Below are 11714 nucleotides of genomic sequence, written 5' to 3'. Positions count from 1 at the left end.
AGGAGTCTCCTCAACGGTCGAGGCAGGGTCGCTTCGGGTCGAAGCGCCAGCCGGGAATCAAGTACTGCATGGCGGTCGCGTCGTCGCGCGCACCAAGGCCATGCTGGCGGTACAGCGCATGCGCCTTGTCGACCTCGGCCATGTCGAGCTCGACGCCGAGGCCAGGACGTTGCGGCAAGGCGATGCGGCCGCCGCGGATCGGCAGCGGCTCCTTCGTCAGCCGCTGGCCGTCCTGCCAGATCCAGTGCGTGTCGATCGCCGTCACGCGGCCGGGCACCGCGGCGGCGACCTGCGTGAACATCGCCAGCGACACGTCGAAGTGATTGTTCGAATGCGATCCCCACGTCAGGCCCCAGTCGCGGCAGGTCTGGCCGACGCGCACCGAGCCGGCCAGGGTCCAGAAATGCGGATCGGCGAGCGGAATGTCGACCGACTGCAGCGACAGCGCATGCACCAGCTGGCGCCAGTCGGTCGCCACCATGTTGGTCGCCGTCGGCAGGCCGGTGGCGCGGCGGAACTCGGCCATCACCTCGCGGCCGGAGAAGCCGTCCTCGGCGCCGCAGGGATCTTCGGCATAGGCCAGCACGCCGTGCAGGTCGCGCGTCAGGCGGATCGCGTCTTTCAGCAGCCAGCCGCCGTTCGGGTCCAGCGTCACGCGGGCCTGCGGAAAACGCTCGTGCAAAGCGCGGATGGCCTCGACTTCCTGCTCGCCGCGCAGCACACCGCCCTTCAACTTGAAGTCCTCGAAGCCGTAGCGGGCGTGCGCGGCTTCGGCGAGGCGGACGATGCTTTCAGGCGTCAGCGCTGCTTCGTGGCGTTGGCGGAACCAGGCGTCGCGGGCATCGGGTTCGCTGGCCGGATCGACATACGGCAGGTCGGTCTTCCTGCGGTCGCCGACGAAGAACAGGTAGCCGAGCACCGGCACCTCGTCGCGCTGGCGGCCCTCTCCGAGCAGGTCGGCGACCGGCACGCCCAGGTGCTGGCCGAGCAGGTCGAGCAGGGCCGACTCGATGGCCGTGACCGCGTGGATGGCGGTGCGCAGGTCGAAGGTCTGCAGCCCGCGGCCACCGGCGTCGCGGTCGGCGAAGGCCTTCTCGAGCGACTGCAGCAGGTTGCGGTAAGCGCCGACCGGCTGGCCGATCAGCAGCGGCGCGGCGTCTTCGAGCGTCTGGCGGATCTTTTCGCCGCCGGGCACCTCGCCGACGCCGGCGCGGCCGGCGCTGTCGGTCAGGATCACCAGGTTGCGGGTGAAGAACGGGGCATGCGCGCCACTGAGGTTCAGCAGCATGCCGTCGCGGCCGGCGACGGGAATCGCGCGCAGCGACGCGATGCGGGGGGTGTCGGAGGATGCCATCTCAATCGGCCGTTATCTTGCCGGTCTCGATCACCGTCTTCCAGCGCGCATGCTCCTGCTGCTGGAAGGCGACGGCCTGGGCCGGCGTGTTGGCGACGACCTCGATGCCGATGTCGGTGAACTTGGACTTGACGGCGGGGTCGTTCAGCGCCGCGACGATCGCCGCGTGCAGCTTGGCCTTGGTGTCCGCCGGCAGCCCGCGCGGCACCGCAATGCCTTGCCACGAATAGACGTTGACGTTGCGGATGCCGGCTTCGGCCAGCGTCGGCACGTTCGGCAGCACGGCCGAGCGCTTGTCGCCGGTGACGGCCAGCGCGCGCAGCTTGCCGCTCGCGATGTGCTGCAGCACCGCGTTGACGTTCTGGAACGAGGCGTCGACCTGGCCGCCGAGCAGGTCGCTGATCGCCGGCGCGCCGCCCTTGTACGGCACGTGCGTGCCGCTGGTGCCGGTCTGCTGCCAGAACACTTCCACCGTCAGGTGGTCCGACGAGCCGTTGCCCGAGGAGGCGAAGGTGTGCTTGTTCGGCGCGGCTTTCATCGCCGCGACCGCATCCCCCGCGCTCTTCCACGGCGACGCGGCCGGCACGACGAGCACGTTCGGCGCCTGCACCGCGACGCTCAGCAGGTCCAGGTCCTTCAGCGCGTCGTAGGGCACGCTCTTGAGCAGGTGCGGCACGATCACGAAGGGCCCCAGCGACGCGACCAGCACCGTGTGCCCGTCGGCCGGCGCACGCGCCACCTGCGCCGCGCCGATCGTGCCGGTGGCGCCGGGCTTGTTGTCGACGACCACCGACTGGCCCAGGCGCTCCTGCAGCTTCGGCGCGATCGCTCGCGCCAGGCTGTCGGTCGAGCCGCCGGGCGGGAACGGAACGATCAGGGTGATCGTCTTGTCGGGATAAGCCTGTGCCGTGCCCAGCAGGGAAGACGCCGCCAGCAACATCGGCGCGAGCCACTTCGAAATCCGCATCACGTGAACAACTCCAGCAGTTGTCAGTCATCGTACAACATAAGACGAAGTTGGTGCCAATGGCCGATCCGCTGGCCGGGGCTTGTCGCCCCGTTGTCCCGCGTCAGGGGGCCGCGCCCGCCTGCTGCGCCGCGCGGCGGCGCCGTTCGCGACTGTTGGTCAGGTGCGTGCGCATCGCGGCGCGTGCAGCATCGGGGTCCTGCGCGGCAATCGCATCGAGGATGCTTTCGTGCTCGGCGTTGACGCGGCGCAGATAGGTCTGGCGCTCGGGGTCCTGCGCCAGGGCATCGGCCGGCGGCGTGAGCCGCGCGCGCGGGATGATGGACGCGCCCAGCGTCGACATCAGCTGCACGAAGTGCAGGTTCTGCGTCGCGCGGGCGATCTCCTGGTGGAACTGCAGGTCGGCGGCGATCGCATCGCGCCCCTCGCCGACCGCCTGCGTGAAGGTGTCCAGCGCCTCGCGCATCACCGCCAGGTTGGCCTCGCTGCGCCGCAACGCGGCCAGGCCTGCGGCCTCGGTCTCGACGCCGATGCGCAGCTCGAGCACCGCGATCACGTCGCGCAAGGTCGCCAGCTGGTCGGCGCCGATGCGAAAAGCCGCTTCGCCCATGCCGCTGACGAAGGTGCCGATGCCGTGGCGCGTCTCGACCAGGCCCGAGGCCTGCAGCTTCGAGATCGCCTCGCGCACCACCGTGCGGCTGACGCCGAACTCGCCCATGATCGCCGCCTCCGTCGGCAGCTTGTCGCCGGTGGCCAGGCGGCCGTCGCGGATGCGCTCGCCGAGCGAATCGACCAGCTCCAGTGCCAAGGTGCGCGGGCGGCGGCGCAGCGGCCGATCGCTGCCGGCTTGTGCCGCATCTGCCCTGTCGCCTCGCCGGGCGAGCACCGAATCACTCATGGTTGTATGACAACGTAACTCTTAGCTGCCCGCAACCATGGAAATCCCGCGTAAGGCGGGCTCATCGCCGCCCTGCCGCCGCCGGTGGGTCGAGCGGGAAGTGCATGCAGCCCAGCTCGCCGGAAATCTGCCGGCTGGCCTGCTGCAGTGCCTTGACCACCGCGGGCGCATTGGCCTCGTCGAAGCGAAAGGTCGGGAAGCTGACGCTCAGGCCCGCGACGGGCTGGTTCAGCCGGTCGAAGATCGGCACGCCGAGGCAGCGGATGTGGTCGTCGAACTCCTCGCGGTCCTCGCCGAAGCCCTGCGCGCGCACCCGGTCCAGCTCGGCCGCGAACGCGCCGCGGTCGGTGATCGTCTTGTCGCGGTAGCGCTGGAAGTCGCAGCCGGCGAGGATGCGCTCGCGGCGCTCCGGATGCTCCCAGGCCAGCAGCACTTTGCCGATGGCCGTGCAGTGCAGCGGCGCGCGGCGGCCGACGCGCGAGTACATGCCCAGCATGTGGCGCGAGTCGACCTTGTGCACGTAGATGATCTCGCTGTCGATCAGCATGCCCAGGTGCACCGTCTCGCCGGTCTCGTCGGCCAGCAGCTGCATGCGTGTCTTCGCCAGCTCGACCAGGTCGTGGTACTGCAGCGCCTTGGTGCCGAGCTCGAACATCCGCATCGTCAGGCCGTAGCGCTCGCTGTCGGCCTCCTGGCGCACATAACCCAGGCTCTTCATCGTCTGCAGGAAGCGGTAGATCGTCGCCTTGGGCATCGCCAGGCGCACCGAGAGCTCGGACACGCCGGTCTCGTCACGCTCGGACAGCGCCTGCAGGATCGCGAACACCTTCAGCACCGCGGCAACGGACTCCGGCTGCTTCGGGTCGTAGCTATCGTCGTCCATCGTTTCGACTGTTCTGGTATGGCGTTTCAGGATTGGGATTCTCGCTCCGATCGGAGCGCGTCAGAGGTCGGCGAGGAAGAGCCCCGGCTCGCCGGCCTTGTCGCAGCTGAACAGCACCTGCCGCTCGTCCGGCGTGAACGACGGATGCGGATGCGTGACCTGGCGGTCGCCCTTGTAGACGCTCCATGAGCTGTCGTGGCGGGCGATGCGCCGCGTCGTCGCCCGGCCGGCACCGGCGCTGAGATCGAACAGGTGCAGGTAGGGATCGACGCCGATCGCGTAGCCGGCCTGGTCGTCGACGTCGGCCGGGCTGGCGCAGCCGTCGCCGACGATCAGCGTGCCGTCGTGGTTGCTCATCAGGTGCGAGCACGGCGGCATCTGCGCCAGCGCCCGGTCGTGCAAGGTCAGCGGGTCGAGCGCGCGGATCCAGCGCTCGGGCCGGCCCTTGAAGTACGAGACGTAGACCATCGCCGACCCGTCGGGCACCCAGAACTCGTGCGTGCAGCTTTCGCCCTCGGCGTGTCGCTTGCCGCAGCGCAGGTTGGTGCCGTCCTCGTCGATGAACCACATGCGCGCATCGACCAGGTCGTGGTTGCCCTCGTGGCAGAAGGCGACCGTGCGGTCGTCGTGCGGCCGGTACTGCGGGTGGCCGAGCCAGCAATCCACTTCGTGGATGGTCTCGCGCGCGCCGGTCGCGAGATCGATGCGAATGAGCCGGCAGCGCGGCTTCGCGAAGAACATCTCGCGGAACTTCTGCCAGTCGGTTAGCGGGAACCAGTCGCTGGCGCGGATCTCGATGCCGACCATCTTCGTGCAGGCACTGTTCGCGACCCAGGTGCCGTAGCCGACCCAGCCGTCGGGCACGACATAGGCCACCTCCTCGCGCAGCGAGTCGAGCTCGAGGCGGATCAGCTGCCGCTTCGCGCGCACGAAGTACAGGTGCCGGTCATCGGGACTCAGGAAGCCGCCGAAGGTGTTCTCCTCGGCCTGGTCGGTGAGCTGCAGCGCGGCGCCGGTCTGCAGGTCGAGCAGGTGGTAGTGCCAGTCGGTGTCGGGCCCGAACTCGCCGCCGAAGAGCAGCTTGCGGCCGTCGTTCGTGAAGCACTTCTGGTAGAAGTAATTGCGGTGGCAGGTGACGTCGATCGGCGTCAGCCGCGTCATCCGGGCACCGGTGTCGGGATCCTCGCTGACGTCGAATGTGAGCGTGCGGACGGTGTGTTTGCCGGTCGGTGGGGTCATTGCGGTGTTCTTCACTTGATGCGCGCCAGCAGCGCGTTGCCGTCGTCCATCAGCCGGCGCGCGGCGTCGGATTCGCTGATGCGGTCGTAGCCCAGCAGCTCGAAGATCTCGCGCAGGAAGCGGCGGAAGCGCGCGTCCTCGAAACGCATCGACGGCAGGTCGATGCGCCCGGCCTCGCGCTGCGCAGCGATCTGGCGGTAGGCCTTCAGCTCCAGCGCCGGCAGCAGCCGCGCCTCGTCGAGCACACGGTAGGCGCTGGCCGCCGAGGGCACGCCGCGCGTCAGGCCGAGCAGGCGCGCGGCCCCCGGATCGGCGAGCAGGAAGTTCAGGAAACGCGCGGCCAGCGCCGGATGCCGCGTGCGCTTGCTGATCGCGAACAGCGCCGTCGGTCGGCCGAACATGCCGCTGTTCTTCGCGCCGGGCAGCGTCAGGAATGGTCCGACGTCGAGCTTCTGCTGCGCATCGAGCGTCGACAGCCGCGAGCGCAGCACGGTGTCCCAGGTGTAGGTGCCGCCCCAGCGGCCGACCACCCAGTCGGGCTGCTGCTCCAGCGGCTTCTCGGCACCGCCCAGGCTCGCGCGGTACGGCACCGGCGTCGCCGCGCGGCTGGTGAAGAGCCGCTTGTAGGTCTTGACCCAGTCGAGCAGCGCGGCCGCGCTCATCGCGACACGCGGCTCGCTCGGGTGCACGTAAGGGCTGCCGTGCTGCTGGAAGACATAGGCCTGGGCCAGCAGCAGCATGTCGTAGATCTCGCCGTCGATCGGATACGCGCGTTCGCCGAGCGCGCGGCCGAACGGCTCGCCGGCGGCGAACAGCTCGTCCCAGGTCGTCGGCACCGGCAGGCCGGCGCGCCCGAAGCTCGCGCTGTTCCACAGGAAGATGCGCGCGGTGTACGACACCGGCAATCCGTTGAGCTTGCCGCCGACGGTGCAGATGCGAAGGTCCTCGTCGCTGAACTCGTCCAGCGCCAGCGCCTCGCGCTGCGTGCCGAGATCGAGGAAGCCGTTGCCGTGGCGGCTGAACATGTTCAGCCAGGCCCAGTTGATCTGCATCAGGTCGGGCTCGGTGCCGCCGACCATCTGCATCGTCAGCTTCTCCAGGTAGCCGACCGAGCCCATGTATTCGGCCCGGATGCGCACGCCGGGGTTGCGCGCCTCGAACGCGGCGATCGCCGCCAGCGTGCGCTTGTGGCGATCGCCGCCGCCCCACCACAGGAAACGCAGCGTCACCGGCTCGGCCGCGCCGACCAGCGCCGGCGCGGCGAGGCCGGCGGCCGACAGCAGGACGCGGCGGCGATTCAGTGCAGCGTGCACAGGTTGACCCCGCTGTCGGCATCGAACAGGTGCAGCGCCGCAGCTTGCAGGTGAAAGACGTGGCCATCGCCGCGGTTCTTGCCCGCCAGATCGCCCAGCACATCGGGCGCGATGCGCGCGGTGAACGGCAGGCCGCCGATGTCGGCGTGCACGAAGACCTCGCTGCCCATGTTCTCGACGAAGCGCAGCGTGCCGGGCAGCGGCACGGCGCCGGCGTGCGTCGGCAAGGCGCCCAGGTGCTCCGGCCGCAGCCCGAGGATCACCTGGCGCCCGGCGCGCGAGTGCAGCAGCGCCTGCCGCGAAACCGGCAGCGGCAGCGTGAGGCCGCCCCAGGACAGCGCCCCCCCATCGGTCGTCACCTGCACTGCGTGCAGGTTCATCTCCGGCGAGCCGATGAAGCCGGCGACGAAGGCATTCGCCGGCCGCTCGTACAGCACCGCCGGCGTGTCGACCTGCTGGATGGTGCCGTCCTTCAGCACGCAGATGCGCTCGCCCATCGTCATCGCCTCGACCTGGTCGTGCGTGACGTACACCACCGTCGACGGCCGACCCGATTCACGCAGCGTGCGGTGCAGGTCGGTCAGCCGTGCGCGCATCGAGGCGCGCAACTTGGCATCGAGGTTCGACAGCGGCTCATCGAACAGGAACACGCCGGGCCGCTTGACGATCGCGCGGCCGACGGCAACGCGCTGCGCCTGGCCCCCGGAGAGCTGCTTCGGGTAGCGCTCGAGCAGGTGCTCCATTTCCAGCAGCTTCGCGGCCTCGCCGACGCGGGCCTGGATCTCGGCGCGCGGCGTGCCGGCGAGCTTCAGGCCGAACGCCAGGTTGTCGAACACGGTCATGTGCGGATAGAGCGCGTAGTTCTGGAACACCATCGCGATGCCGCGCTGCTTGGCCGGCAGCTGGTTCACCACCCGGCCGCCGATCGCCAGTTCGCCGCCGGAGATACTTTCCAGCCCGGCGACCATGCGCAGCAGCGTGCTCTTCGCGCAGCCCGAGGGGCCGACGAAGACCATGAACTCGCCGTCACGCACCTCCAGGTCGACGCCGTGCACGGCCTTGAAGCCGTTCGGGTAGGTCTTCTCGATCTTCTTCAGGCTCAGCTGTGCCACGTTTGTTCAGCCCTTGATGCCACTGGACGTGGCCCCTTCGATGAAATGCTTCTGCGCCGCAAAGAACACCGCGACCGACGGAATCAGCGCGACGACCGAGATGGCGATCGCGCTGGCCCATTCGACCTCCTCGGTCGCGCCCATGGTCATCTTCAGCGCCAGCGACACCGGGTACTTCTCCACCGACGACAGGTAGATCAGCGGCCCCATGAAGTCGTTCATCGTCCAGATGAACTGGAAGACGATCACCGAGACGATCGCCGGCTTCAGCAGCGGCACGATGACGTACAGCAGCAGCTGCAGCGGGTTGCAGCCGTCGATGATCGCGGCCTCTTCCATGTCGCGCGGGATGGCGCGCAGGAACTGCACCAGCATGAAGACGAAGAAGGTGTCGGTGGCGAAGGCCGAGGGCACGATCAGCGGCAGGTAGCCATCGAGCCAGCCGAACTCCTTGAACATCAGGTACTGCGGGATGCGCAGGATGATGTGCGGCAGCATGATCGTGGTGACCATCACCGAGAACAGGAACTTGCGGCCCGGGAACTCCCAGCGCGCAAAGGCATACGCGACCAGCACGCACGAGATCACCGTGACGACGATGCGCGGCACGACGATCAGGAACGAGTTCAGGAAGTAGGTCGCGAAGGTGTACTCGCTGCTCGTCTTCCAGCCCTTCACGTAGGCGGCGATATCGAACCGCGATGGCCAGAAGCCGATCTCGCTGAAGATCTCGGCGTTCGACTTGAACGACGCGCCGACGAGCCACAGGATCGGGTACAGCATCATCAGCCCGACCAGGCCGAGCGCGGCGTAGCGCAACACGACGGTCGCGCGCTCGCTGGCGGCCGCGGTCACTGGCGCGCCTCCTTCTCGCCGGCGTAGAAGACCCAGTACTTCGAGCTCCAGAAGCTGAAGGCGCTGAGCGCTCCGATCAGCGCGAACATCACCCACGACAGCGCGGCGCCGTAGCCGAGGTTGAAGTACTTGAAGCACTCCTCGTAGATGTACAGGCTCAGCACGTAGGTGGCATGCAGCGGCCCGCCCTCGGTGACCATGTACGGCCCGTTGAACTCCTGGAAGCCGTGCACCATCTGCATGATCAGGTTGAAGAAAATAACCGGCGTGATCAGCGGCACGGTGATGCGGGTGAACTGCTGCCACTTCGACGCGCCGTCGATCTCCGCCGCTTCATACAGGCTCTGCGGCACGTTCTGCAGCGCGGCCAGGAAGATCACCATGGACGAGCCGAACTGCCAGGTGAACAGCGTGACGATGGTCCAGATCGCATAGTGCTCGTCGGCCAGCCACAGGATCGGCTCGAAGCCGGCGCGAACCAGCAGGCTGTTGACCAGCCCGTGCTGCGAGAAGATGAAGCGCCACAGCACCGCCACCGCGATCGAGCCGCCGAGGATCGACGGCAGGTAGAAGGCCGAGCGGAAGAAGTTGATGCCGCGCAGCTTGAAGTTCAGCACGTGCGCGATGAACAGCGCGAAGCCCACGCGCAACGGCACCGCGAGCACGACGAACAGCAGCGTCACGCCGAGCGACTTGCGGAACATGCGGTCCTGCGTCGCCAGCTCGACGTAGTTCTGCAGCCCGATGAATTCGGGCGGCGAGAACACGTCGTACTGCGTGAAGCTGAGCGCGAAGCTCATCACGAACGGGAACAGCTTGAAGCCGAGCACGCCCAGCACGAAGGGCAGCACGAAGAGGAAGCCGATGCGTCGGTTCTCGTACATCAGTACCGCCCGGCCGTTCCGAAGGTACTGAGCGCCCCCTCGGGGGGCAGTGAGCGAAGCGAACGTGGGGGTTTCATTTCAGCGCGCCAGCCAGCCGCCGTCGACAGCCACGGTGTAGCCGTTGACGTAGTCGGACGCCGCTGACGCCAAGAACACCACCGGTCCCGCCAGGTCGGCCGGCACGCCCCAGCGGCCGGCGGGGATGCGCTCGAGGATCGCGGCGCTGCGGTCGGCGTCGGCGCGCAGCGGGGCGGTGTTGTTGGTCGCCATGTAGCCGGGCGCGATCGCATTGACATTGATGCGGTGCGCAGCCCACTCGTTGGCCATCAGCCGCGTGATGCCGACGACGCCGCTCTTGCTGGCGGTGTACGAAGGCACGCGCACGCCGCCCTGGAACGACAGCATCGATGCCACGTTGACGATCTTGCCTCCGGACTGCTGCGCCAGGTACTGGCGCGCCACCGCCTGCGAGAAGAAGAAGACCGTCTTCAGGTTGACGTTGATGACGTCGTCCCAGTCCTTCTCCGAGAAGCGGATCGCATCGTCGCGGCGGATGATGCCGGCGTTGTTGACGAGGATGTCGACATGCCCGCCCCAGGCCACCGCCTCGCGCAGCACACCGTCGATGCAGCCGGTGTCGCCCAGGTCGGCACGCAGGTCGAGGAAGTAGCGGCCGGTGGCGTGCACGCGCGCGATCGTCTCGCTCGGCTCGCTCTGGTTGACGCCGATCACGTCGGCGCCGGCCTCGGCCAGCGCCAGCGCCATGCCCTGCCCGAGCCCGGTATTGCAGCCGGTGACGATGGCGACCTTGCCGCCGAGGCTGAATTGCTGCAGGACCATGCTGCTCAACGCAAGGTGGACATCGGCACGTGGTCCATGTCCTTGAAGACCTGGTTCTCGCCGACCATGCCCCAGATGAAGGTGTAGGCCTGCGTGCCGACGCCGGAATGGATCGACCAGCTCGGCGCGATCACCGCCTGCTCGTTGCGCACGACGAGGTGGCGCGTCTCGCTCGGCTCGCCGAGCATGTGGAAGACGACGCCGTCGGCCGGCATGTCGAAGTAGAAATAGACCTCCATGCGCCGGTCGTGCGTGTGGCAGGGCATCGTGTTCCACAGGCTGCCGGGCTCGAGCTGCGTCATGCCCATCAGCAGCTGGCAGGTCGGCAGCACGTCGGGCACGATGAACTTGTGGATCGTGCGGCGGTTGCTGGTCTTCGCATCGCCCAGCGTCTCCGGCGAGGCCTCGGCGAGCGTGATCTTGCGGTTCGGGTAGTGGCAGTGCGCCGGTGCCGAGTTGAAGTACAGCTTGGCCGGCGCATCGGGGTTGACGCTGCGGAAGCTGAGCTCCTTCGCGCCCTGGCCGATGTAGAGCGCCTCGCGCGGGCCGATCTCGTAGCGTTTGCCGTCGGCTTCGATCAGCGCATCGCCGCCGATGTTGATCAGCCCGAGCTCGCGCCGCTGCAGGAAGAAGTCGGTGCCGGTCTGCTTGCCCAGCTCGGGCGCGAAGCGCACCGTCTCGCGCACCGGGTGGATGCCGCCGACGATGATGCGATCGATCTGGCTGTAGGTCAGCGTCGCCTGCTCCGGCTGGAACAGGCTCTCGACGAGGAAGTGGCGGCGCAGGCCGGCGGTGTCGAGCGTGCGGGCGTGATCGCTGTGGATCGGTTGGCGGATTTCCATCAGGGGCTCCTGGGTCCTTGGGGTCGTCTCGGGACTTTCCCGGAATCGCTATTCTTTTTGATTGAACCGATGTTTCAAAAAGAATTCGTGCGGCTATAGTACCTGCAAATCAACGTTTCGCAAGCTTTGCCGAACCCGGGATTGCCCGCAGGCGGAGAGTGAAGAGGAGACCGGATGAGCAGCTACTTCACGAACGACGACACGCGGTGGACCGAGCTCGGCGACGGCATCCGCCGCAAGATCGTCGGCCACACGCCGCAGCTGATGTCGGTGCTGGTGCAGTTCGATCGCGGTGCCGTCGGCACGCCGCATGCGCACGAGGTGCATGACCAGATCGCCTTCGTCGTCAGCGGTTCGTTCGAGGCCACCGTCGGTGGCGTCAAGCGCGTGTTGAAGGTCGGTGACGCGTTCATCGCGCCGCACGACGTCGAGCACGGCGTGGTCGCGCTCGAAGCCGGCAGCACGCTGCTCGACCAGTTCTCCCCGCGGCGCGAGGACTACCTCTAGCGCCCATCCGGCGCGTGCGG

The 11714-nt window shown here is 68.1% G+C and carries 12 protein-coding genes; 1 reads left to right on the top strand and 11 read right to left on the bottom strand.

Annotated features, from left to right (window positions below):
- Positions 1–10 precede the first annotated feature (10 nt).
- The 11 genes from gudD to kduI form a co-directional block, all read right to left on the bottom strand.
- Positions 11–1354 (bottom strand): glucarate dehydratase, encoded by a 1344-nt coding sequence (gene gudD, locus HLB44_RS08320; RefSeq protein WP_173122076.1) that lies wholly within the window; start codon positions 1352–1354, stop codon positions 11–13.
- A gap of 1 nt (position 1355) precedes the next feature.
- On the bottom strand, positions 1356–2321 hold the full coding sequence (locus HLB44_RS08315; protein WP_173122075.1) for a Bug family tripartite tricarboxylate transporter substrate binding protein: 966 nt from the start codon (positions 2319–2321) through the stop codon (positions 1356–1358).
- Positions 2322–2424: 103 nt separating this feature from the next.
- Complete coding sequence (locus tag HLB44_RS08310) at positions 2425–3207, bottom strand: FadR/GntR family transcriptional regulator (protein WP_343051254.1); 783 nt, start codon at positions 3205–3207, stop codon at positions 2425–2427.
- Positions 3208–3280: 73 nt separating this feature from the next.
- Positions 3281–4102: a DNA-binding transcriptional regulator KdgR gene (kdgR, locus tag HLB44_RS08305; protein WP_173122073.1), complete on the bottom strand. Its 822-nt coding sequence runs from the start codon at positions 4100–4102 to the stop codon at positions 3281–3283.
- A gap of 60 nt (positions 4103–4162) precedes the next feature.
- Positions 4163–5341: an oligogalacturonate lyase family protein gene (locus tag HLB44_RS08300; protein ID WP_173122072.1), complete on the bottom strand. Its 1179-nt coding sequence runs from the start codon at positions 5339–5341 to the stop codon at positions 4163–4165.
- An 11-nt stretch (positions 5342–5352) separates the two neighbouring features.
- Positions 5353–6654: an extracellular solute-binding protein gene (locus HLB44_RS08295; RefSeq protein WP_173122071.1), complete on the bottom strand. Its 1302-nt coding sequence runs from the start codon at positions 6652–6654 to the stop codon at positions 5353–5355.
- Entirely contained in the window at positions 6639–7766 is a 1128-nt protein-coding gene (locus HLB44_RS08290) for a sn-glycerol-3-phosphate ABC transporter ATP-binding protein UgpC (protein ID WP_173122070.1), read from the bottom strand. The genes HLB44_RS08295 and HLB44_RS08290 overlap by 16 nt, the downstream gene beginning before the upstream one ends.
- 6 nt (positions 7767–7772) lie before the next feature.
- On the bottom strand, positions 7773–8621 hold the full coding sequence (locus HLB44_RS37085; protein WP_217283566.1) for a carbohydrate ABC transporter permease: 849 nt from the start codon (positions 8619–8621) through the stop codon (positions 7773–7775).
- Positions 8618–9505 (bottom strand): carbohydrate ABC transporter permease, encoded by an 888-nt coding sequence (locus tag HLB44_RS08280; protein WP_173122069.1) that lies wholly within the window; start codon positions 9503–9505, stop codon positions 8618–8620. Before HLB44_RS08280 ends, HLB44_RS37085 begins: the two co-directional genes overlap by 4 nt.
- Positions 9506–9583: 78 nt before the next feature.
- On the bottom strand, positions 9584–10345 hold the full coding sequence (kduD, locus tag HLB44_RS08275) for a 2-dehydro-3-deoxy-D-gluconate 5-dehydrogenase KduD (RefSeq protein WP_173122068.1): 762 nt from the start codon (positions 10343–10345) through the stop codon (positions 9584–9586).
- A 5-nt stretch (positions 10346–10350) separates the two neighbouring features.
- Positions 10351–11187 carry a 5-dehydro-4-deoxy-D-glucuronate isomerase gene (gene kduI / locus HLB44_RS08270; protein ID WP_173122067.1) on the bottom strand — a complete coding sequence of 279 codons (837 nt, stop codon included), beginning with the start codon at positions 11185–11187 and terminating at the stop codon, positions 10351–10353.
- A 174-nt stretch (positions 11188–11361) separates the two neighbouring features.
- Here kduI and HLB44_RS08265 point away from each other — a divergent pair, with 174 nt between their 5' ends.
- A complete protein-coding gene (locus tag HLB44_RS08265; protein ID WP_173122066.1) occupies positions 11362–11694 on the top strand; it encodes a cupin domain-containing protein in 333 nt (110 codons plus the stop codon).
- The last annotated feature ends 20 nt before the right edge of the window (positions 11695–11714 follow it).

It is taken from the genome of Pseudaquabacterium terrae, assembly GCF_013266755.1.
In the GTDB taxonomy this organism is placed as follows: Bacteria; Pseudomonadota; Gammaproteobacteria; order Burkholderiales; family Burkholderiaceae_C; genus Pseudaquabacterium; species Pseudaquabacterium terrae.
Note: the sequence above shows the minus strand (reverse complement) of the source record. Positions and strands in the feature narration are given on the sequence as shown.